20 protein-coding genes are annotated in these 23524 nt (G+C 44.7%); 6 read left to right on the top strand and 14 right to left on the bottom strand.

Annotated features, from left to right (window positions below; translation table 11 throughout):
* The first annotated feature begins 5 nt into the window (after window positions 1-5).
* The 3 genes from IMZ38_RS06100 (at window position 6) to IMZ38_RS06090 (ending at window position 3510) form a co-directional block, all read left to right on the top strand.
* Entirely contained in the window at window positions 6-1232 is a 1227-nt protein-coding gene (locus IMZ38_RS06100; RefSeq protein WP_193435996.1) for an RsmB/NOP family class I SAM-dependent RNA methyltransferase, read from the top strand.
* Window positions 1233-2180: a radical SAM protein gene (locus tag IMZ38_RS06095; RefSeq protein ID WP_193435995.1), complete on the top strand. Its 948-nt coding sequence runs from the start codon at window positions 1233-1235 to the stop codon at window positions 2178-2180.
* Between the two features lie 169 nt (window positions 2181-2349).
* On the top strand, window positions 2350-3510 hold the full coding sequence (locus IMZ38_RS06090) for a cation:proton antiporter (protein ID WP_193435994.1): 1161 nt from the start codon (window positions 2350-2352) through the stop codon (window positions 3508-3510).
* 56 nt (window positions 3511-3566) lie between these two features.
* Here the strand turns inward: IMZ38_RS06090 and pheT are convergent, their stop codons facing one another.
* A complete protein-coding gene (gene pheT / locus IMZ38_RS06085; protein WP_193435993.1) occupies window positions 3567-5237 on the bottom strand; it encodes a phenylalanine--tRNA ligase subunit beta in 1671 nt (556 codons plus the stop codon).
* An 18-nt stretch (window positions 5238-5255) separates the two neighbouring features.
* Window positions 5256-6890, bottom strand: a complete 1635-nt coding sequence (locus IMZ38_RS06080) for a M28 family peptidase (RefSeq protein WP_193435992.1) — start codon at window positions 6888-6890, stop codon at window positions 5256-5258.
* Window positions 6891-6962: 72 nt separating this feature from the next.
* On the opposite strand from IMZ38_RS06080, the gene IMZ38_RS06075 reads away from it, so the two are divergent.
* Complete coding sequence (locus IMZ38_RS06075) at window positions 6963-8483, top strand: glycogen/starch/alpha-glucan phosphorylase (RefSeq protein WP_193436953.1); 1521 nt, start codon at window positions 6963-6965, stop codon at window positions 8481-8483.
* A 1-nt stretch (window position 8484) separates the two neighbouring features.
* Here the strand turns inward: IMZ38_RS06075 and IMZ38_RS06070 are convergent, their stop codons facing one another.
* The 10 genes from IMZ38_RS06070 to IMZ38_RS06025 form a co-directional block, all read right to left on the bottom strand.
* Window positions 8485-8907: a universal stress protein gene (locus tag IMZ38_RS06070; RefSeq protein ID WP_193435991.1), complete on the bottom strand. Its 423-nt coding sequence runs from the start codon at window positions 8905-8907 to the stop codon at window positions 8485-8487.
* Window positions 8908-8948: 41 nt separating this feature from the next.
* Window positions 8949-9989: a type II glyceraldehyde-3-phosphate dehydrogenase gene (locus IMZ38_RS06065; protein WP_227410844.1), complete on the bottom strand. Its 1041-nt coding sequence runs from the start codon at window positions 9987-9989 to the stop codon at window positions 8949-8951.
* Complete coding sequence (locus IMZ38_RS06060) at window positions 9983-11218, bottom strand: phosphoglycerate kinase (RefSeq protein ID WP_193435989.1); 1236 nt, start codon at window positions 11216-11218, stop codon at window positions 9983-9985. The genes IMZ38_RS06065 and IMZ38_RS06060 overlap by 7 nt, the downstream gene beginning before the upstream one ends.
* 137 nt (window positions 11219-11355) lie before the next feature.
* A complete protein-coding gene (locus IMZ38_RS06055; RefSeq protein ID WP_193435988.1) occupies window positions 11356-12567 on the bottom strand; it encodes a 4Fe-4S binding protein in 1212 nt (403 codons plus the stop codon).
* Between the two features lie 136 nt (window positions 12568-12703).
* Window positions 12704-12889 (bottom strand): chromatin protein Cren7, encoded by a 186-nt coding sequence (locus tag IMZ38_RS06050; RefSeq protein ID WP_013129173.1) that lies wholly within the window; start codon window positions 12887-12889, stop codon window positions 12704-12706.
* Between the two features lie 161 nt (window positions 12890-13050).
* Window positions 13051-14439, bottom strand: a complete 1389-nt coding sequence (locus IMZ38_RS06045; RefSeq protein WP_193435987.1) for an amidohydrolase family protein — start codon at window positions 14437-14439, stop codon at window positions 13051-13053.
* A 41-nt stretch (window positions 14440-14480) separates the two neighbouring features.
* Window positions 14481-15365, bottom strand: a complete 885-nt coding sequence (locus IMZ38_RS06040) for a DMT family transporter (RefSeq protein WP_193435986.1) — start codon at window positions 15363-15365, stop codon at window positions 14481-14483.
* Between the two features lie 76 nt (window positions 15366-15441).
* On the bottom strand, window positions 15442-16413 hold the full coding sequence (gene arcC, locus IMZ38_RS06035) for a carbamate kinase (RefSeq protein WP_193436952.1): 972 nt from the start codon (window positions 16411-16413) through the stop codon (window positions 15442-15444).
* Window positions 16414-16459: 46 nt separating this feature from the next.
* Entirely contained in the window at window positions 16460-17239 is a 780-nt protein-coding gene (locus tag IMZ38_RS06030) for a radical SAM protein (protein ID WP_193435985.1), read from the bottom strand.
* Window positions 17240-17241: 2 nt separating this feature from the next.
* Window positions 17242-18156: an HhH-GDP family DNA glycosylase gene (locus IMZ38_RS06025; RefSeq protein ID WP_193435984.1), complete on the bottom strand. Its 915-nt coding sequence runs from the start codon at window positions 18154-18156 to the stop codon at window positions 17242-17244.
* Window positions 18157-18560: 404 nt separating this feature from the next.
* On the opposite strand from IMZ38_RS06025, the gene IMZ38_RS06020 reads away from it, so the two are divergent.
* Window positions 18561-19982 carry an alanine/glycine:cation symporter family protein gene (locus IMZ38_RS06020; RefSeq protein WP_193435983.1) on the top strand — a complete coding sequence of 474 codons (1422 nt, stop codon included), beginning with the start codon at window positions 18561-18563 and terminating at the stop codon, window positions 19980-19982.
* A gap of 213 nt (window positions 19983-20195) precedes the next feature.
* Here the strand turns inward: IMZ38_RS06020 and IMZ38_RS06015 are convergent, their stop codons facing one another.
* Complete coding sequence (locus IMZ38_RS06015; protein ID WP_193435982.1) at window positions 20196-21269, bottom strand: ornithine carbamoyltransferase; 1074 nt, start codon at window positions 21267-21269, stop codon at window positions 20196-20198.
* Window positions 21270-21382: 113 nt separating this feature from the next.
* Window positions 21383-22447: a DUF711 family protein gene (locus tag IMZ38_RS06010; RefSeq protein WP_193435981.1), complete on the bottom strand. Its 1065-nt coding sequence runs from the start codon at window positions 22445-22447 to the stop codon at window positions 21383-21385.
* Between the two features lie 73 nt (window positions 22448-22520).
* Between IMZ38_RS06010 and argF the strand changes: the two genes are divergently transcribed.
* Window positions 22521-23465, top strand: coding sequence for an ornithine carbamoyltransferase (argF, locus tag IMZ38_RS06005; protein WP_193435980.1), 945 nt, complete (start codon window positions 22521-22523; stop codon window positions 23463-23465).
* Window positions 23466-23524 lie beyond the last annotated feature (59 nt).

The following is a 23524-nucleotide window of genomic DNA, read 5'->3' as shown; positions in this document are numbered from 1 at the left end:
TTTAAATGAGGAATGATCGGGAGCCTTATAAGATCCGGCTCTTCCTAACCTCGTTGTTGAGGACTATATTGAACAAGCCTGTTGGTTTCGATGAAGCGGTTAGAACCACTATGCGAAGGATTAAACTAGACAAGCGCGAGAAAAGATCAGCCTATATTCATGCTTACCAAACTATTGTAAACTACTATGGTTTGAAATACCTGGCTGAGAAAAAAGGGTTAGGTGAGGGTGTAAAAGCCATTGTTAACCTGCTTGAAAAGCTTAACTACAACTTCGAAACCTATTTGGAGTTGATGGATGAAATTACTCAAGAGATGCCTATTGAAGAGAGACTTGCAAAGAAGTATAGCTATCCGTTATGGGTTGTGAAAGAGCTTCTAAAACATCTCCCTGTGAGCGAGGTTGAGAAAACCCTCCGAAACCTGAACGAGAAAAAGAGATGGGCCCGCGTCAACACTGTGAACGCTACATTGGAGGAGGCGCTGGAATGCTTGGAGAATGAGGGTGTGAGGTTTCAGCGCCACCCTAAGTTCGAGGATTTCTTGAGGATTACGGATCCGTTCTACCCGATAGGGGGTTCTAAATGTTTCAGGAAAGGGTTGTTGATACCTGAGGATTTAAGTTCTTATGTTCTAGTTGAGAGCGTGATGAAATATGTGGCTTCCCCTCTCCTCGACTCATGTTCGGCACCTGGTGTTAAACTATTTCATATATTATCAAAGAATGCAACATTGAGAGCTATTGCAGTGGACTACTCTAGTAAGAGATTGTTGTATGCCGTGGAAATCTTGAAAACGTATGTTAACCAAGGAAGAATTCTATTGATCAACGGTGACTCCAGGATTCTCGCATACAAAAATAGATTTTCAACCATAGTACTCGACGCCCCTTGCTCAGGCTCCGGCGCAGTCTATGGTGATCCAAGCGTTAAATTGAGACTCTCAAGGGAACATGTACGAAGATATGCTCTTATCCAGTATGAATTGATGAAAAATGTTATTAAACAAGGTGAAAACATCGTTTACACAACCTGTAGCATACTCCCTATTGAAGGAGAAATGATTGTGCAGAGGATTTATAAGGAAGCACGCGCTGTGCTTCAAGATCTAGTCGGCGACTACATAGATCCAGCATATCCCGGGTATGATGTCTCTTATAAAACCTTTCGAATCTATCCCCATAAAGTAGAGGGACAAGGGTTTTTCATCAGCGTTCTCAGAGGTGTTAGGTGATTGAAGCTAAGTATAGACTATGCTTACGGTGTTCACCCCAGTAGATGTTTCGGGTTAACCCTGGGGCTGGACATACTTTTACCGCCCAAAAAATGCCCTCTTGACTGTTCGTGGTGCCCCCTGGGTAAAACGGTGGATAGAACCAGGACAGCGAAAGAGCAAGAGGTAAACCTTGGTAAGATTGTTGAAGAGTTAAAAGAGCTATACGAGTACATTGGTACGCTGGCTAGAAAGGTATATGTATGGGGTTTTGGAGACCCATTATTGAATCGCCGAATATCTGAAGCGGTCAAGGCTGTGAGAGCGGAAAGCCAAGCTGATAAAGTAATTATCCATACTTCAGGTCTTCTCCTACCCCAGTATTATTCTTCAGGGCTATTTGAAGACGTTGACGAATTTGTAATCCCATTTGAATGGGCCTCTGAGATAAGGCTCGAGTTTGGATGGGAACCTGCGGTGTCCATTACAACTTTTCTTGAAATACTGTCAGAGTTTAACAGGAGATACCCGGGGAAGCTGGGGCTTGAAATCACCGTTTTTAAGTTTGCAGGATCTTTAACACCTTCAACCGAGTCTTTGAGGGAGATCGCAAAGCAGGCGCGAAGGGTTGGCGCGGAAAGAATTTATTTGAAAACCATTAACCGTTTTGTAAGCGAGAAGATACACTCAGTCAACCCCAGGTTGATAAGTGAATATGCTGAAATACTGGAGGAGAATGGGATTAAGCCGGTTGTCTGTTACGGTAGCGTTAACTTCGAACCAGGCATCCAAAAGCACGGCTTGATTAGACTCGTGTATAACCATATTTTGAGAAAACCCTTAAGTTTCAGGGAGTTGAGAAGTATTTACGGCGATAATGGAGTGATCTCAGCGGAAAACCTTGTAACTATGAAGAAAGCTGTGAAAACCGCTTGGGAAAAAGAAGTGTACTATCGCGGCGTGATCTAGTCGTGGAAAAGTCTTTAGAACCCCTCGCTAAAAATTTCAGAATTAAGGCTACGAGGGAAATGCTCAAAGAGGCTAGTAAAATAATGTGGAGGTCTTCCAAGCGCATGACTGGAAACCCTTATTCAGTAATTCCCGTTTGGGAAAATAAGGTTAAGGGGTCGGTTCTTTAATGGCGGCTATGATTGTCTTTTACATCTACGTTGGCTGGCTTTTCTCAAAGCTTTTAGGGATTTATTTTAAGATGAAGGATTTAGGGGAGCTTCCCGGATATATACTGGGCTCCCTGATAATCGCGATGTTCTTCCATGGCTTGGTTAATCATGAAGATCTAAGCCTAGTTGCGGAGATTTCTTCAATACTAATAGTATTTCATGCTGGTTTAACCAGCGATTTCACGGAGGTCTTGGAGAACTTTAAAAAAGCATTAGTAATGTCTCTTTCCGCGGTATTTACCACTTTCATGATTGTTACGTCTACACTCCTCTACCTGGATTTTCCCTTGGAAACAGCCTTATTGATCGCTATTCTATTCTCTAACACTGCGACAGAGACTACGGCACTTGCTCTTGAGAAGCTTGGAACACAGTTGAAGAACCTACTGGTTTCCGCGAGCTTCATAGACGATATTATCGTGCTATTCATCGCAACAGCATATTTTAACCTGTTAAAAGGAGCTGGAGGGTTGGATTTCATCCTCTCATTATTCATCTCCATCACCATGTTGGCGATAATTATGCAGGTTGGAAAGTTTAGAGAAAGGTTTGCAAGATTCTTCATTAAAATGTCTAAATCGCATGAATCTTTTGTCGACATAACGATCACTGTTTTAACCGGCATGGTCGCTTTATCCCTGGTGTTTAAGGGAAGCGGGCTCATCGCAGCTTATTTAGCGGGCCTCCTTATTTCGATTGGCGCAGCAATAAAGGATCCTCTTCTCAGATTTAAGCCGAGAATAATAGATTTCAGCGTAATGCTCGATAGCTTTATAGACTCCGTGTTTATACCATTGTTCCTCATATATGTCTCCCCACTAATAGTTAGGCCAGGATTGAATTTAGCATTTATAATTCTCATATTTGCTGGCGCAGTTCTAGGTAAATTCCTACCCTACTTCTTTTTCATAAGACGTGATCAACGATTCAGGGAAGACGCGGTTGTAGCCGGGCTGTGTATGAGTGGGAGAGGTGTTTTAGAAATGGTTCTAGTGGTTCATGGGATGAGTTTAGGGTTGTTGCCGGAAATGCTTGTTAATTCAATACTTGTCGTCTCCGTCTCCACGAGTTTGTTCGCGATGTTTTCTACTGGTTTATGGAGAAGAAGAATCAGCTAGGCCCGTGAATTCATCCCTTTTAACAAGGTCATCCCTTCCAAGCCTCATCCTCGAGATTAATATTGTTGAATAAGCTTAATAAGTTTGGAAAGACTTACCTCAGCCACCACTACCGGATTGGCAACGCCTAGCTCATAGAGTATCTTGGGATGTATTTCTCCTACGAAACCAACCCTTTCCCCGTTTACATATATAGATGTAAATCTCTCCTCCAGGAACCCTTCATTTTTATCTCTAAGAAACTTATATTCTGCATTAATAAGGTCGAAAATAGAAGCTATTAGCGATAAGCCATCTGTGAGTGTAGATTTCTCATGGGATATTGCTACTCCAAGCTTTCTCTCCACCACAGGTTCTCCTTCGCCTTCTCCCGGCATTATAACGTCTCCTACCTCGAAGATTTTGATTACTGATTGCTTGCTTGAGTTCTCTACGACAGCATCTAGCAATCCAGGTGTCAGCCAAACTCTCAATCCGGTGAATCTTTCAGATTTAGGGTTAGAAACCAGGTACATGCTGGTTTTCAAGCCAAATCTTGTTAATTGGGTAAACTCGTTGCTCATAATGTAGTTGGATACCTCCGTGTAACCCATTCCGATTAAAATATCCCTTATTTTCCGTGAAAACGCTTCGATAGGGTGAATCCTACCTGGATGAGTTGACGGAGGCAACGAGTCAGCCTCGGCCCCTAATACATGGTATCCTAGTGAAATAGAAACGTCTTCGGCAACATCAACCCATGATTTAACATCCAGCCTGAACAATGGTACTTTGACTTTCAATTTTTTACCATCATTCTGAATGATTTCGTAGTAGTGGTTTCTCAGTAGTTGAGCAATATCGTCAGCTTCTAGCCGTGTCCCTAATAACCCATTAACCTCGTCCACGTTTAAAACCAGTATTTGAGCCTCAGTCTTGGGGGAAACTATTTTTTCACCAGTGGGGGTTGATACTTCCACTATCTCCACAATTCCTGATGATGACCTCTCCGCTATGTTCAAAGCCATGATCGTCACTAAATTGATTGCCGTTTCCTTATCAATGCTCGTGGAGTCTATCAATATGTTTCTAGTTCTAACATCTACTTTCGAGGTTTCCCCATTAACGATGGGTGCAAGGCTTAGTATTTGACCGGTAGAATCAGCTAGGACCGGGTACTTCCTCATGCCGGCTATGATATATCCATATAATTGCCCCTGCTTAGTCTCTTCCAGAGCTTTTCTCAAGCTCATTTCCCTTGAGGCTTCTAAAGGTATGAAAAACGTACTGTCAGGATCAGCTAATTTATAGTAAACAGGGGGAGTTATCTTGTCAAGGTCGTAGACTCCTATGCTCGCTTTTCTTCGATCCCTACCGTAGGTTGAGGCTAGCTTTTCCTGAAGCTGCATTATTTGCCTAACCGCTTCATCATCTAGGCTAAGATCCCTTACAACTGCTAGGGCAACATAGGGTCTTTCAGGTATGTCCTCAGCGAATCCTTTCACACTGGATGGTTTGAACTGCAACTCCTTTGAAGCTAGCCCCATGAAGGGTCGTAATCCTCTCGCCAATCCTTCTGCGCTGAATATGTCGGGCCTGTCATGATTTGCCTCGTACTCGAGCAAGTCATTCTCCAGCATTTCAATCTCGCATTTGAGGAATGGCAAGTACTTCTTTACATCCTCGCCCGATAGTTGTTTGCCCAATAATCTCTCCAAATCCCTGATGCTTACCCTTATCGTTGGCATTTCTATCACGTTACTGTATTATTTTAAGATTTCATCCTTGATAATACTCCACGCGTTGTTAATAATGATTTCTTCGTTCTTAGTCCAACCTATCAGGTTTTCCTGCTTGAACAACTCCATTAAGTTTTCAACACCGTTCTTGTAGCCGAGCGGGGCGTATAGTGAAAGATAGGTGTTGGCACCTCTTATCTCTCTGAGACGTAGGAACATGTCCCTATCCATTTTCTTATAAAGTAGTCGCAGGGATATTGGTGTTTCAAGCTCGTTTACCTTGTCCCGGACTGGCATTCTTTCTGAATCTATCAAGCTACTTATCAATGTGGGGGTTATCCCGGTCTTCAAGGACTCCATTCCATACCATGCTTTAAGGTATTCCTTGAACCTTGCTCTCACCTGGTCTGTCTTAAACTTCTGATAGTACAAGCTTCCAGCCACCAGCGATGCTAGTGAAATTTGAATAAGGCTTGTAACAGAGAGGGTTGACAAAGCATCCATGTTGGTATGATAGTATTTGCTAGGCCACTCATTATACATCACACTATCCCATCCCCACCCAATTGTCACATCGTGATCGCTTCCAGCAGTGTACGGCGTGATGCTGTAGCGAACCCCGGGGAGTTTGAACCCGCCGAACGATGATGCAGTGTCCATGACGTATTTAACAGCGAGGTATGCGTACGGGGCTATTGTCGAGTCTATGATGAGGGGAGGCATTACTATGTTGAGGGTTGAGCCTGTAACACCTTGATTACTCCCCACCATGTCTAAGTTGATAACAGCTTTGGGAGGGTTTTTCAAAGCGTTTTTCAAGAATATAGTGCCCGTGTACTCGGGAACCCATGCATGACAGGAGGGGATGTAGGCCTCGTTTCTCGAGTTAGCAATTGCGAAAGCTATTAACGCGTTCGCAACACTACCACTGGCGTTGTCGTGCGCGCCTGGTTTTGGGTGGCATATATGGCTTGTATACAATACTGCTGGCTCCTCCGTGTTGCAAGCCACTAATGCTAGTATTCCCTCCCCGCTATATTCGCTCTCCACCCTCCAGCATACGGTTATTTTTCTAGCAGGGTTTTCAATAAGCATTGATTGAAGCCTAAGCGCTGTGGTATAGGGTATGTTCATCACGACCTTATCTAGAACCTCCTCCCTACTTATGAAAAGACCGGTGTATGGGACAGCATCTCTAAACCTCTTCGGGTCATACACCAGGATGAGCCTGGCATCAATGGTCTTGTAGAGATCATAGACATATCCCTTAGCTAGTACAACATCCCCCTCGCACTTTTCATTCGTACATATGGATAATTCTCCACACCCCTCCCCAGGAGGCGAGTGAGCGGCTACGAGTGTAGGGTAGTCTTTAGAATGGAATTTCTCAATAACAGTGTTTCCCACTTTAACTTCCAAGAAAGCGTTTTTGAGATTCCAGCTCGCCGGGATTTCCATGAATCCTTTTGTACCGCCTGGAGCTATTTTCAGCACCCTGGTTGAAAGACCCATCCCACTTAGAACTTCTTTTAACTCCTCAACCGCCAGGTTTAACTCCCTAGAACCCTGAATCCTATGGTATCTCGTGATAATGTTGAGGAGGTCCCTCGCCATCGACGCGTGCAAGTTCTCCATGTACTTCGAGACTAGTTCATGAATCAAGGCTTATCCTCCGTTACACATTAAATATTGTTCGCAATTATATTAAATTTGGCAAGCACGAGGTCGGGATTTATGGTTATCGTCAGCATAACACCTGAAATCGCCATTGAAGGCGGGAGAATATACGCCGGCGGCCTAGGTGTTTTGGAAGGAGACAAGTTGCTGGGAGCGGGCGACATGGGGCTTGACTACCTAGCTCTCTCCCTCTTCTACCGCCAGGGATACACAAGTATTAGCTTCAAAGGGGTTGAGCCGGTACTTCAGCCCGAGGAACAAGACCAGGAATTCATCTCAAAGCTCTCGCAAGAGAAAGAATTCAGTGTGCAATTACGTGGAGAAGATGTCATTGTTAGACCATGGGTATTCAAGTATAAGACAGCGAAGGCAGTCTTATTCGAAGCGGTATGCCCGTTCTGGGCTAGAAGGCTTACAGATAGGGTTTACTATGAAAACAGTATTGAGGAAACCTTCTACAAGTATGCCTTATTGGCAAAGGCATCGGCATACTATTTGAAAAACTATGTTGGACTCGATAAGGTGAGCGTTATAGATTTAGAAGAGAGCTATGCCTCTCTCATTCTCAACGTGCTGGAGGTATCAAGGATTTCGCGCATCATAATACACACTCCCGGGCCATGGGGGCATCCGAGCTTCCCGGGAGAGTTCATTGCTAGAGAATTCGGCGTGTTCCTAGGAGACTATATTAATCTAACAGAGTTCTCCCTCTCCAAACTAGACAAGGGTATAGTTGTTTCGAAGAAGCAGGAAGCGGTTGCTGCCGCCATTTTTCCAAAGTACAAGGAAAAGATAGTTTCAATCACTAATGGTATACATCTAGGGAGGTGGATGCATCCAGCTCTGCGTGAAGCAGTGAACAGTTCAACTATTAGCATCGATCTTTTGAAGAGAGTTAGACAGAGCGCTAAGGAGGAAGCTTTTTCGCTAATTAAAAGCTTCAAAGGCAACGTCAACATGGATGGAAGAATAGTGATCGCATGGACTAGGAGGCTGGCAAGGTATAAGCGTCCATACTTTATCGCGAGATTTATAGAGGAAAACCCTGATATTAACGCGTTCTTCATAATTGCTGGTAAACCCCACCCAAGAGACTCCGACGGAATAGGTTACTTGAAGAAATTCAGAGAGCTGGACTTAAAGCTTACTAACGTGGCGTATATACCCGATTACAACATTGAGAAGGCGAGAACAATAATTCAGGGATCAGACTTACTGTTGTTCACGCCTTTCCCAGGCTGGGAGGCTTGCGGTACGAGCTACATGAAAGCCATGGTGAACGGGGTTCCGGTTCTCTCCAGCAGAGATGGCGGCGTTCTCGAGGTTGTTGAGGACGGGGTTAACAGCTGGCTCTTCGGCATTGAACCCTCAGACTTCATAAACATATACACTGATCAAAGGGCCAGGGAAATCGATGAGAAGGATTACTACGAGTTCAGAAACAAGTTGCTCTGGATAATTGAACTCTACCAGAGGGATCCGGAAAAGTATTGGGAAGTAGCTTTCAACAGCTTGAAGACTGCCCCGGGCAAGGTAGACATTAGAGAAGCGTTGAAAAAATACTATATTAAAATGTAGTTTACCTAACCACTAGGACTGAAATAGGAGCGTTTATTACGAGAGATAGTGCCACGCTGCCAATGGGGAGTTCGCCATAGAGTGTTTTGCCCCTGGCTCCCATTATCACTAGGTCGTAACCTTCCTCAACGATTTCTTTTATCAACCGATAGCTGACGCTTTCCAGGCTAGGATCATATTCGAGCGTCTTATATGAAACGTTAATAGGTTCTCTAGCTATTCTCGCCTTAGCCTTCGCCAGCGGGTCTTGGCTGAGGGTTTCTCCCTTGCTTTTAACAGTTACCACTGTTATCTTTGAACCATAATGCTTGGCTAAATCAATAGCCAGCTCCAGTGCTTTAAGACTTACCTCGCTCCCATCAACAGGGACTAGTATCTTCCTGTAGATGAAACTAATCCTATATGAGGGCTCTTCACCATTCAACTGTAGAATACACCTCTAGATAATTATGTATCATCCTCTTATTAAAAAACATCTTTTAATCCCCCGATACCCAGCAGTTTATCTGTTTCCTCAACTACTTTTTCCAAAGGTAATTTGACGCCGGCAACAGCGTATAGAGCATCCATGTTTTCTGGAACCACTATTGATTCTTGATGAATAGCCTGGATCAGTGAGATACTGTTACCGGAGACTAGTATGGAATTCTCGAAGACAACGTTTTCGTAGATATCGTTCCTACTCCTCAGGAAGTCTCTAGCGGCCTCGATCAACTTGCTGGTGGAGTCCAAGCCGGTTTTCTTGGGATCAACCAGGAGTATTCGGGCATACCTGCTTAAAACCTCGGTAACTTGTTCCTTAATTACAGGTGTAGCCACCTCTACATCTAAATATTGTACATGCATAAGAGTTGTTGGAACTACAACCGCTTGGCTGATTATTTTAACATTGGGTAAGACCAGCATTGCGTCCTTCCCGTGGTGGCTAACATCCTCTACAGATTCAAGTTTTATGGAGTTAATGGGTCCTCTAGCATCCTCCTTGGGATCCGCCCCTCTCCTGATCACGAGTACTCTGGCACGTTTAACGTTGAATTCCTTGTGTAATACGCAGAGAATCCTGAGCAATCCAGTAGTGTTGCAACTAACCACTCTAAGGTACTTCCTACCGACTGCCTCGTCATAGTTGCAGTAAGTGCTGAAACTTAACTCCGCTACCTCCGGCTTCTCTCCTCCTTGAAAAATAGCTGGTTTTCCAGCAGCTTTATATAGTGAAAGATTCGCAAACCCCTTACCACTAGGCGAGGCATCGATTATTATGGAAGACTCCTCTAGGAACTCCTGGATGGTTCCTTTCGGCGTTACACCTTGTGATTCAAAATCACGCCATTTCTCAGGTGGGACATAGATGTTTATACCTTTCTTGAAAGCCATCTTTGAAGAGTAGTCAGGGGTGTACTTAACTATTCCTACAAGCTGGAACCTTGAGTTTTTCAGCACAGCGTCTGCGACTCTTTTCCCTATGGTACCGTAACCGTTTAATCCCACCTTGATCAATTCTACCATCCCAGGAACATTTTCGAAGATAATTCCATCGCTTTCAAAGCAGGTAATTCCTCGCCGGAGAGGAACAGTAGTAGCGCGTTCCCGCCGGTGGAGACATGGATCCTGTTGTTCAACCTGCTCTCATCAACCATTGAACCCAGGTGTCCCCCTGCTATTAGAGTGAAAGCGTTGCTCCTATAGACCGATTCCAGTAGGTTGAGCGTCCCCTTTCTAAATTCCTCCTCTTCTATGACCCCGGCCGGCCCTCTCATCACTATTACCTTAGCATCCTTCAGTAAATCCCCATATATTTTGACAGTGTTTTCGCCAATGTCTCTAATCACTCCACGTATTTCGCCAACGTACACGTTCCTCACCTCTCCGTTTACCTTAGCCTTGAAGTCTATCGGTGTCTCGATAGGTGCACCCCTCATCAAAATGTAGCGTGCCCTTGGAATAAGAGGTAGCAGCCCCTTCTCCTCCAACACCTTCATGTTTTCAACGCCAATGTCGATTCCTTTAGCCACTAAGAATAGGTGAGCCAGTAACCCGGTTGCCAAGATTCTATCCGCTAGCTTGTTTCTCATCAAGTTTTCAATAACGCGGAGAAGCTCGCGGACTTTTGAACCTCCTAGCACGTATATACGAGGAGATTCGAACGAGTTCAATATCCTGGTAATTGCCTGGATTTCCTTCTCAAATACCGGTCCAATACAGCTTGGAAGCGATAACGGGAAACCCACTATGCTTGGCTGGCTTCTGTGAGCGGTTGCGAAGGCATCGTTGACGTAGACGTCTACGTTGCTTGAAAGCTTTTTCACGAGCATTGTTAAAGCTTGTTTCTCAGGTGCAGCCTCTATTATCTCCTCGGAAAGCAGCCTTAGATTTTCCAAGAGAAGGATTTCACCGGGTTTAAGATTCCTAATCTCCTCCCTTGCCTTTGGGCCAATAATATCGTCCACAAATTTAACAGGGGTCTCAGTGTACTTGGAAAGCAGTTCAGCATGCTTCTCGAGGCTTATGAAATCCCCTTCGCCAGGACGGCCTTGATGCGAGATAAGCACCAATGCTGGGTTGTAATCTTTTATCATTTCTTTAATGTATTTCCCGTGAACACTTATTCTCCTATCATCTAATATCTCCCCGGTATCCGGGTCTACAGGGGAGTTTATATCTATTCTCACCAACACTTTCTTCTCCCTAATGTCTAGGTCTCTAACAGTGGGTAGTTTCGGTATATTTATCGACACAAATATACACCAAAATTCAATATAGGGGTTGAGGCTTATAAGTTTCCATGGAAGTCTTTAATTAAACATTTCAATAAATTCAACGGGGATTTTTTCATCAAAATTTAAATAAGTATATAAAAATAAAAAAGGATGCATTACTCTTCAAAATGGATAGCCCTGGTTGGACACACAGAGGTGCAGAGACCGCACCCATAACACTTTGTCTTGTCCACAACAGCCAATCTCTTACCGTTGCTGGATTCTTCAACATGCACTGCATCGTAGTCACAGACTTGCTGGCAGAACCCGCAGCCAATACATTTTTTCTCATCAACTACAGGCGGCTTAGCCCAAACCCTTCTCGGCTCAGGTTTCAAATGCTTCAACGCCAGTCCTTTCACGTCCAGTATGCTCGAGTACCCGTGTTTTTCAAGCCATGTCTTAGTCTCGCTTAAAATTCTCTGGAACACGCTGAACCCTTCAACTAGTGCGGCTGTACATATTTGAACAGCTGATGCCCCAGCCATGAAGTACTCGATAACGTCCACGCCTCTGGTAATCCCTCCAACCCCTATAACTGGGAGTTTAGTACTCTTCGCTGCCTCCGCCACCACGGCCAGAGAAATGGGCTTCAGAGCCGGGCCGCTCATCCACCCGTACCCGTAGGGGCCTCCGACTATTGGCATACCGGTTTCAACATCTATGCTCAATGCAGGTCCAATAGTGTTTGTAGCTACGATTCCATCGACGCGGACGTTTTCGAGCTCTCTCACCAGCTCCGGTATGTTAGGAGTGAACGGGCTGAGCTTGGCGAAGATGGGGATTGATACGGATTCTCTAAGGGCTTTAGCAGCCTCTATTACGGGGCGATAGTCTTTTCCTATGTAATGCGTGGAGAATTCGATCGCGTCTGCGCCTGCTTTCTCTACTTTAGGACCAAGCAGCGCTAGCTCTTCGGGCTTGTAGCCTATGCTGACAAAGAAAGCCACCCCCCGCTCCCTGCAGTAGGTTTTGACTATTGGGTATTCACGCTCTAAGTAGTGTTCAGCAGGGATATCGCTCCATAGCTCGGCGTTGAGGAAGGCATGTATAAATCTATGGTTTCCCGCATCCACCGGAGTTATCCTAACATCCCCTGGTTTTAAGGTTTTCAAGTAGTAAAACCTACCCATTCCCCTGTCCACAACGGCCATGCTCGGCCTTGGAACAATGGCGGGTTTGACGCTAATTGTTTTCGCAACAACTCCTCCAACCCCGTTTTCGATCAACAGCTTCATTGTTTCAGCATCGCGGGAGATCGGGCATGCAGCATTCATAATGGGGTTTTTCATCTTTATACCGGCTATTTCTACAGATAGATCTACCACACGTTTCACCCACTGTACCGATTAATTGTTAACTACTCAAGTAAAAAAGTTTTATCAACATCAATTACCGTTCAGTGATGCGAGAGTTCGTTGAAAAACAGGGTGATAAGGGTAAGAAGTGTAAATCTAAAAAATTCTACCCACACAATGGGTAGTCTTCCGGAACCTTTGCCCTGAAAAACGTGCCGGTCTCAGGGTCCTGGAACAAACCTACTTTCACGCCTTTCTTACCGCGAGGATTTAACTGCCAAACCTTCTTCGGGATTAGCTCTAATTCTTTTCCGGTTGCTGTTTTCACCTTAACTGGCTTGTCACAAGGCATATTTCCACCTCACAAATTATTTAGACTGTTAAAGCTTTTATAACTTTACGTTTTAAGATTTGAAATGATATTGTAGTATTTAACATGCTTTTTAACAAAATAATTGATTCGAAAACGGGGACATTTTGGTGAATACTGATAGTGAAAACTTTTCACGATTACTACGGCTTGTCTAGAACGTCTAACTGGTATTCTCCCTTCTCAATGAGCTTTTCCCATAGTTTTTCAACAACCTTGTGAACATAATCTATGGATTTTTCCTCATCAATGTTTAAGACCACCCTGTCCTTCATAACTAGCTTTCCATTCACAATAACGGTTTTGACATCCCTGCTATTCACAGTGTTAACAAGGTGTCCGTAAACTGTTTTAGAGTTAACCGGTGTCGAGGGTAGTTCGGGTTTTATCAAGACTATGTCGGCTTTTTTACCAGGCTCTATGCTTCCCAGCTCCTTCCAAACCTTGAACATTCTTGCCACATTGACTGTGGACATTTCAAGTATTTGAAGAGGAGTCATAATCCTTGGATCTCTCTTCCATACTTTATGTATGAGGTATGTTGAGCGCATGTTTTCAAAGTGGTCGAAGATGTATCCATCATTACCTATCCCCACGTTAACGCCTTGCTCCATCATTTCCGGTATCTTGGCAACACCTACAGCGTTCAACATGTTGCTCATAGCGTTGTGGGCAACATGCGCCCCCGTTTTCTTTATGATTTTAATTTCATCATCGGTCGCGTTGACCACATGCACCAGTATGACATCATCTCCCAGGAATCCAAGCCTCTCCATTCTCTCAATAGGACGTATACCATACCGCTCAATATTATGGTATACATCGACCAAGCCTTCCTCAGCATGTATCGATAGCAGGGCATGGTATTTGTTTGCAAGCTCTCTTGCCTTGAGGAATAAATCGTTTGAAACCGTGAAGCTTGCGTGTAAGTAAATCGCGCCCTTAACCAGCTTGCTCTCATCCATATTGTTCTTCCGGATGAAGCGCTCATTCTCCTTAAGGCCTTCTAATCCCTCCTGTAGGCTACGCCTTTGAGTTGCCTCGAAGCTTAGGTAGCCTCTTATCCCAACCTCGTTCACGGCTTTCTCAATATAGTCAAGCACGCCGTTTATAGCGTTTGGCGCGCTTATGTTATCAAAGAAGAAGGTAACTCCGGATTTCACGAACTCTATAGACCCCATTAATGCTGAAGCGTATGCTTCCTCATAGGACAGTAGCACATCGAGGGCCCACCAAATCCTTTGAAGGTTTTGCTGGAAGTCTGTCGGAGGCTCTATTTTCGAGAACCATGGGCTGCCTGTCAGCAAGAGACCGTAGAAATGAGTGTGAGCGCACATTAACCCGGGTAGTACTATGTGTTTTCGTGCATCAATGATTTCCTCAGCAGTATACTTATCCCTTCCATCTCCGACACCAACATCTATGATCCGATCCCCAGAGACCGCTACATACCCGTTTTCAACCACTCTCCGCTCATCATTCATTGTGACTATTAACCCATTGGAGACTAGAATGTCAACCTTATCCCTCAAGAAACCCACCTTCGCTTTTAATAATTTCAATTCCACAGTATTTAAGCGTGTCGACCTCTAGCGTTCTCTCTTAACTCCCCGATCGTAGTAATGTAAGTAGCCAGAACTATTAAACCCCCTCCAACAAGCTTGTATGTCAGGAGAGCTTCTAATCCCATGAGTAGTGAGAATATTAGAGCGAAAACAGGCTCTAATAGAAAGATTATTGCTGCAGAGCTAGCGGAGACGTATTTCTGCCCCTTCACTTGGAAGTAGGTTGCTCCAAGGGAGCATGCTACAGCGAGGTAGGCTAGGTAAAGAATAGTGTTTAATGATAATTCACCACCATGCTCTACGATGAAGACATATGGGCCCAGGAACAAGGTGGGGGTGAACATACCGTAGAGATATTCTAGCATGTTTGCATTACTGTATTTGCTTACCAGTATGATTTGAGCAGCCCATGATATGGAACCGATGAAAACTAAGAGCTCGCCTAACCCGCCCGAGTTTTGCGGGCTTGTCAGAATGTATAGTCCTGTTAACGCTAGAATCAGTGAGGTAGCATGGGTTAAACCATACTTCCTTGCTAAAAGCCCCGCGTACAAGTGCACGTGAACAGTGTTCAAGCCGGTTATGAACGCGCTTGTTGAAGGCGTCACGAACCTCGTCCCCAGTCCTTGGAGAAGCAGTCCCAGCATGTAAGCTATCCCGGTGTACACTCCTTTAACGAAGCTTTCTACATCGATGCCTTGCCGAACATGTTTAGCGATGAGAAGTATTGAAAGTATTAGTATGGAGAAAAGACCCCTGTAAAACGTGTATGAAAACCCGGAAATCTCCTCAACAGAGAGTTTAATGAAGGAGAATGATGTGCCCCATAGCACCGTGGTTAAAACCAGGAACAAAACCCCTTTTACCTTCCCTCTCTCACTGGGGGCAGCCATGTGCTCACATCCAAGTGCTTACTTAAGATAGTATTTAGAAGGGAAGAAGGTATAAAAAGAAAGAAGAGAGGAAAAACTAACCTGGTACAATCCTGGTTCCAGCATTTCCTTTAATGGCTTCGTAGGCCTGGCTTAAGTGCGCTATTATTGCTAACTTACCACCGTTCTGCACGAATCTTACTCCAGCCAGTACTTTCGGCCCCATGCTTCCCGGCTTGAAATGTCCTTCCTTGTAATACTTTAACGCTTCGCTAGCGGTCATTTGATCGATCGGCTTAGCATCAGGCTTCCCATGGTTTAGATAGACTTTCTCAACATCCGTGAGAATCAACAATATGTCTGCTCCCACCGCGGCAGCCATTCTCTCTGCGCCAAGGTCTTTGTCGATAACGGCTTCCACGCCGCGGAGTTTCCCATTGTCATCAAAGTAGACGGGTATGCCTCCTCCGCCGTCAGCTATCACTACGAACCCGTCATCCACTAGTCTCCGTATAGCATCAATCTCTATTTGTCTAACCGGGTCAGGGGATGCTACTACTCTTCTATACCCTCCGCGTGGATCGGGCTTGAAAACCCATCCAAACTCTTTAGCCAGCTTCTCAGCCTCCTCTTTCTCATACCATGGGCCAATGTATTTAGTAGGGTCTTTGAAGGCTGGATCGTTCTTGTCGACAAGGGTTTGAGTCACAATTGTTACTACGCCTTTAACAACCTTACCCATGAGGTTCTTCTCCATTAACTTATTGTACAAGGCTTGCTGTAGAAGATAGCCCAGCCATCCCTGGCTCATAGCACCTGCAATGTCAAGGCTCATTGGCGGCAGATTTTTCTCCTTCAACCCAGCCATCATCCACTCAGCGATTATGCCTACCTGGGGGCCGTTTCCATGGGTCACGACCACGCCATATCCTTCCCCGATGAGTCTTGCAATGAATTCTGCTGAAGTATACGCGTTTCTCCAGTACTCTTCAACTGTTCCCTTATCTCCCTTGCTCTGGAACGCGTTTCCACCTAGTGCGACGACAACAACTTCCTTCACGCCGTTCATACCGTACACCTTCTCATTTATCAAATAAGAATGAATCATTAAGCTTTTAAATCATGAAATCGGGTACTCCTTCAGGCGTGTAGGAGATTTTTGGTTTAAGGCCTCTTCTCTTCATAATCTCCTTTACATGCGGATATAGAATAACGTATTCCTCATCAATGCAGGAAAGGAATGACTGGCTCATCATGGAAAGCTCTCTCTTTAACTGATTATATGACCCCGGTGTTGAGAAGCTCAACATTACCGCAGGGTAAACCTCCCTGCACGGCTTGAAACCGGAGGCTAAGAGGTTCTCCAAACTCTTCAACTGCATCCTGAAAAAAGACGGGTCTGCCCCGGTTAAAGCATGGAATTCTTCTTCAGATGCTCCTTTTAGACTAACCCTTACCACCAAATTTGAAAACTCTGCCAGATCCCTAGCGTAGTCTGGATCATACCCTATCAGTAAACCATTAGTTTCGAGTATGAAGGTGTAATGTGTTTCAGAAAACAATTCAATAATCTTTAGTAGGTGGCTTCTAGATATAGTGGGCTCCCCACCGCTCAACCTCACATACTCATAGTTATGCTTGCTCGCTATTTCCAGTATTTTTTGAAACGCTGATTCGGCAGACTCAAACCAACCACCAGTGAAAACATGGCTAAACCTCCAGCTCCAGCAGAAGCCACACCTCAAATTGCAACCTACCACATCGCCTGTAGCTATGCCACCGTACCATTTACCACCTCTAAACCTATAGTACTTTCTCTCCTCTCCTCTCTGGGTTGTCCTGCAAACATGGTTCTTAACAGCTTCGGACAGGACGATAGGGTTGTATCCTGCCATTATTATCGAGATATTTTCTGTGAAAAATCCTTATTGAATTTTTCAACTAGGTCTTTAACGATTTTGGTAAGACGCTTATAGGTTCTTCTATTTTTGAGAAGAATGCTTTCTAATTCACTAGGTTTTCTCTCAAGTCTAGAGGCTATGTATGATATTGACTGTATGACCCCATTGTAATCTCCGAATGTTTTCATGGATATGCCGTATTTACATTTCAACCCATGCCTGCAGTTGAGACATTCCATGGCATTCTCCATACAGTATTTTTTCAAGGGCTCACTAATTGCGAACCGAAGGGACAGAAGCTTAGAAAAATGCCTATCTACGGGCGCGTATAGAGTATTGCCATATCCATGAAGCAGTAAGGCTGAAACTGTTTTCGCACCTATATGCCTTATCTCTAGCAGTTGTCTGATAGAATTACTGTTTAAACTCAAGAAATCAATTCCTGGTAAGTGCTCGTTAAATTGCTTTAACATTTTAGGAATGTATGAAGAATAGGTTCTAGATATGTCAATGCCTTCTAGTAAATCCTTTACCCATCTTATGGTGTTAGTAAAGTAATCAGTGTTTCTGGATAGGAGGATTGTTTTAAAAATGTTTTCAGCGTCCAGCGGACTAAACATTAATGTTATTTCACCTATGAGATTATCTTCTGAAAAGCTAGAAAGTTGTTTAAATAATACTGTCTTATCTAATCCGAGAAGGCTAGTAATATGTCTCTTCTCTAATGAAGAAACTGATGAAGCATCGCAAATAGTGAGAAGAGAATCCTCGTGAAAAGTACATTTCAATCCTTTTAAAACCCCGTATTTCTTAGCAAATATGAATCCATTACTTGTTTCCTTTATCTCAAAGAAGGGGAGGAGGTACGAATACATCAGTGTTAAACCATAATGTATGCCTTCTATCTTCATTTTCCACCATTAATTCTTCGCACTTGTTCTGCACATATTATATTAATTTTTTTGTAAAATTCTTTTATGAATATTGTTGTGAGTGGCACTAACAGTTCTCGGAAACTCCCATTTGTAAATCCGTGTGAGTCAAGACCGTTTCGATGCTGCTTATTTTCTTTGAAAGAGAAGTTCATAAAACCTTTATACTATACCCTTATAACCATGTGTAGAAAGTGTTCAACCACATTTTAGAAGACTACACGTGAAAAGATGCATGGGGGTTGGCATTTCCCAACAAACCAACTGTTTCATTGGCTCGTGGGGCACCATATGTTCTCAAGCCCATGGAAATCTTTATGTAATTTTGTACAAGGATCTATTTTTATAGAAGGGCCTCCACATATTATATTGAGGTTGATAAATTGGACATACCTTCTATTGTAGACTACCTAAGCGGACTTCTATGGGGTCTTCCGGCTATAATCATTCTCGTATCGACAGGGTTGGTGGTCGGAATCCTCGGCGGGTTCTACCAAATTAGGAAGTTCGGTCTTGCAGTGAAGAACATGTTCTATAGGGGTAGAGGCGGAAAAGGTGAAGTGAAGCCTTTTGCTATATGGGCAGCAACCGTTGGGGCAATCGTTGGAACAGGTAATATTGCAGGTGTAGCAACAGCCATACATCTGGGCGGTCCAGGAGCACTGTTTTGGATGTGGGTGACAGCAATACTCGGAATGGGATTGAAAGGGGTCGAAGTAACCCTCGCAGTATGGTCTAGAAGAGTAACACCCGAAGGAAGGGTTGAGGGCGGAACACCCTATTACATAAGGTTGATCCCGAAGATTGGACCCGCCCTTTCAGTGGTTTTTGCGGTTTTGATAATTATAGGTGGTTTCGGGACAGCGGACATGTTGCAGCCTAATAACGTTGCATTAGGAGCGGAATACATTGGGAAAATATTCGGGGCAACCACTGATGAACAGATCTTCCAAGTTAGATTAGTGACAGGCATATTGTTAATGATCTTCACGGCGTTGGTAATCCTCGGCGGGATTAAGAGAATTGGAGAAGTGTCAAACTATATGGTCCCCTTCATGGCGGCATGGTATATAATCTTTAGTATTGGAGTGTGGATTAAGTACGGCGGAGACCTTCCGTCAGCGTTTTCACAGATCATCACTGGCGCGTTCAATCCGCAAGCAGTTGCAGGAGGGTTGGCGGGGTGGACCGTTTTCACTGCCCTTAGGTACGGCATGGCAAGGGCCTTATTCTCTAACGAGGCTGGTGCGGGGAGCACACCTAACGTATACGCTTACATGACCATAGACCACCCAGGCAGAGCCGCCTTCTACGGCATCTTCGAGGTGTTCATGGACACGATCGTTATCTGCTCGGTCACTGGGTTGACGATTGTAATTTCAGGGGTCCACATTGAGAGGCCTGATTTAAGCGGTGCAGCTTTAGTTATGGAGGCTTTCTATAGAGCATATGGCGCATACGCCTCAGCCATCCTTGGTGTGGCACTGGCTCTATTCGCATACACTACCATGTTGACCTTTGCATGGATCGTGGAAATCAACTGGGTTTACTTGTTCTCCAGGATTCTTAAGCTACCAGAAAAACCAATGAGATATCTTGTGAGAGTATTATGGATCGTGCCCTCCATACCAGCAGCAGTGATGGGTGAACTATTTGAGACGCTGTGGAACTTTGCAGACATGTCGTATGGTCTCATGATGCTCGTTAACGTGATCGCGGTTGTATACTTCACCCCATTGGCGTTGAAGTTAATTAAAGACTTCTATTCAAGGCACATATACGAAACAGGAGAGGTCAAAAAGTAGTTTTTGTCTCACATCATGCTATTTTTTAATCAATACTTGATCCTTGAATAAAACTCTGTTCTAGACGAACATGGTCCAAAGTTACTGCGGTGTTAAACAAGATGCTACGCAACCGAACTTCCACATTGCAGGAAAAGTGTGCAACCTTAGGATACTATCAACTTCCCAAAGGAAAGTAGGAGTGAGAGAAAAAGGGTACTGAATTGATTAAAATTACTCTCCTAGAGTCATGGCCATAACGGCTTTTTGAACATGTAGCCTGTTCTCTGCTTCCTCGAAGTAGAGGCTCTTCTCGTACGAGTCTAAGACTTCGTCCGTTACTTCCTGGCCTCTGTCAGCGGGTCCGCAGTGCATGTAGTATGGTTTTCCAGCCTTCTCAAGCCTCTCCCTTGTGACAATCCAGTTCTTGAACTTCTCCTGGTAGGCTTTCGCTCCTTCCTTGTCTACGGTGCTGTTGTATGGTGGGAAGAAGCCCTTCGGGCTCCATGCTTTCGGATACACGATGGTTGCGCCCTCGAATGCCTCGTCCATGTCGTAAACTATCTTGAACTCAGCGCCCCAGTGCTTGGCATACTCTCTTGCCTTGTTCATTGCTTCATCCATGAGTTCGAAGCCTGGTGGGTGTGCAACATACACGTCAGCGCCCATCATGGCGAACATTGTTGCAACATCCTGTGGGACTGCGAGAGGCTTTAACCCTCCGCTGTAGGCGTAGCTTACCACAACCTTCTTTCCTCTCAGGTCTTTCGGCCAGCCGAGAGCGTCGAATGCGGCTTGAGCATCTGCTAGCGCCTGGAACGGGTGCCAGACATCGTCCTCCATGTTCAAGACGGGGATGTCAGCCCATTTGGCGAACTCCCTGATGATCCTGTGACCTCTGCCTATAATCCATTTAGCAGCATCACCGTATATTCTAATCGCGATTCCATCTCCATACCTGCTCAACACTCTGGCAACATCGCTAATGGCTTCTGTCTGATATGGGATCATGTCCTCGGGAAGGGTTGGAGCATATACTTGGTCTGGGCTAATGTATGTTGCCTGTCCTCCAAGCTGATATATTCCGGTTTGGAAGCTGTTTCTAGTTCTAAGGCTCTTATTGTAGAAGATGAGGTAGAGCATTTTCCCGTCGAGCCATGTTACCTTTCTAATACCGTTATGGTATATCTCCCTCAGTTCTCGCGCAGCTTTCAACACCTTTACCACTGTGTCTATGTCGTGATCATAGTTTGATAGCCAGTCTTGGCCGTGTAGGAGTCCTACGAACCAGGGTTTTCCTCTACCCATGACTTAGTTCACCTACCTGTTACGTAAAATACTATCCTTAACCATCGTATATAAATGTTGAAACATGGTTATACCTGAGACTATGCCTTGCAAATACGATTCTACATAAAATTCTAGTACCCAAGTATTACTGGTTTGCCAAATTTCCCCATTTCCAAGGAGTCGCCAGGGTTTCCCGGCACGGGTATAGCTCTGAACGCGAGCGGCTTCTTCTTAACCAGCCGCAGTGCGTAAGTATCAAGTATGAGTTTCATGAGGCTTCGCTTCTCGCTTGGGATCACGATCATGTCTACTCCTGCAACGCACGTGGAGGCGAAGAGGAGGAAATCCCTTGCTCTTAGGAGTTTTTCAGAACCATACTTGACAAGAAGTGAGTCCTCCGCATACGGTAGCATAACCTCGTTGAAGCCCACGGCCCTCTCCTTATCCATGTATTTTCGAATCAGGCTGTTCAACAGGTTGATGGCGTAATTAGCTCCTGGTTGCAGGAGACTGTATCCAAGCTTCTCAAACAAATCGGCAACGCTGTTCTCCATCCAGGGTGATAAGCTGTAGTCTATTTTCACAGGAATGCCTGTTTGCTCTTCAACAAGTTTTGCAACGCGATGAATTTCCGCAAACACTCTTTCAAAAGCAGTTTGAATATCAATATTCTCACCTGTTTCACCAATGAGGGCTTTAGGATATAGAAAAGCCAACGCCAACCTAGCCTTACCAGTGGTTGAAGAATCCGGGAAGTAGGGGGTAGTGAAGTCTTTTGAGTGGAATCCTAACGCAATTCTCGTAGCATTCACCGGGTTCTGCTCAGCAGCCCTGGTAATTATTTCGCTCGCTTTGTTAGCAAACACTAAGGGGTCTTCCCCATTGTAGAGAATGGGAACGTAGAAACCATTCCCTGTAAAATACACTGCGTCCTCGAGGCCGAGCCTCCGTATTTTCTGATAACCTATTGAAACAAGAAGGTCTGAGCCAGCCAGGTATTCAACTATTTTCTCTGCAGATCGGGGGTCTAAACCTGGAAATGAAAGTCTCTTGGTAAAAACGCTGTAGCCATGCTTGCTGAGAGATTTCTCCACAGACTTCAACAACGACTCGGCCTCAACTATCTCGTTGTAAGCATTGCCAATATGCCTGGATGTTGAGAAGTAAGTTACAGCCCTGACAACCAGGTTCTCCATATTATCAACCTACTTGGCAGCAGTGTTCACATATATTAGGCAACCCAGTAATTTAGTTTACTGGTGTTGCAACATGGTGTCGAGTCTGAAAGGTAGGGACTTTCTCACTTTAACGGAGTATACCAGAGAGGAATTATGGTTCATGCTTGAAACAGCAATGCAGCTTAAGCAAAGGTACCTATCTGGTGAGAGAGTAATACCTATTTTACACGGCAGACACTTGGCAATGATATTTGAAAAACCAAGTACTAGGACAAGGCTCAGTTTTGAAACCGCTATGAAAGAGTTAGGCGGGGACGCAATATATCTCAGCTCTAGCGAGCTCCAGCTGGCCAGGGGCGAGACCATAGAGGATACTGCTAGGGTATTGTCCAGGTATGTTGACGGGATAATGGCGCGTGTTTACGAGCATTACAAGATTGAAAAACTTGCTGAATACGCTAGTGTTCCAGTTATCAACGGCTTAAGCGACCTGCACCATCCCGCTCAAGCGCTCAGCGATGTTTTAACCATTATCGAGAAGAAGGGGAGAGATATCTCAAGACTGAAAATAGTGTTTGTTGGTGATGGAGGGGACAACGTCCTCCACAGCTTAATGCTGGCGGTCGGGATATTGGGAGGTAAAGTCATCATAGCCTCCCCCAATGGATACGAGCCCCACCCCAGCGTCGTGAAATTGTTCAACGAGTATGCAGCTCCGAATGGAGGGTCTTACGAAATTTTGAGGGATCCATACCAGGCTGTAGAGAACGCGGATGTAGTGTACACGGATGTATGGGTTAGTATGGGGCAGGATAAGGAAAGAGAGAGGAGGATTAGGGATCTGGAGCCTTACAGGGTGACGGTGGAATTGATGAGGAAGGCGAAGAGCGATGCAATCTTTATGCACTGCCTCCCTGCTCACAGAGGAGAGGAAGTTGTTAACGAAGTTATCGATGGAAAATGGAGCGTTGTGTGGGATCAAGCTGAGAACAGGAAGCACGCGCAGAAAGCAATCTTAGCTCTTCTCATCCCCTGAGTTAAGGAATAGTTTTTTAATTTAAAACAGTGTATAATTCCTAAACCGAACAGTAATAT

Origin of the sequence: Thermosphaera aggregans, from assembly GCF_014962245.1 — an archaeon.
In the GTDB taxonomy this organism is placed as follows: Archaea; Thermoproteota; Thermoprotei_A; order Sulfolobales; family Desulfurococcaceae; genus Thermosphaera; species Thermosphaera chiliense.
The sequence above is the reverse complement of the archived record's forward strand: the minus strand, read 5'-3'. Positions and strand labels throughout refer to the sequence as shown.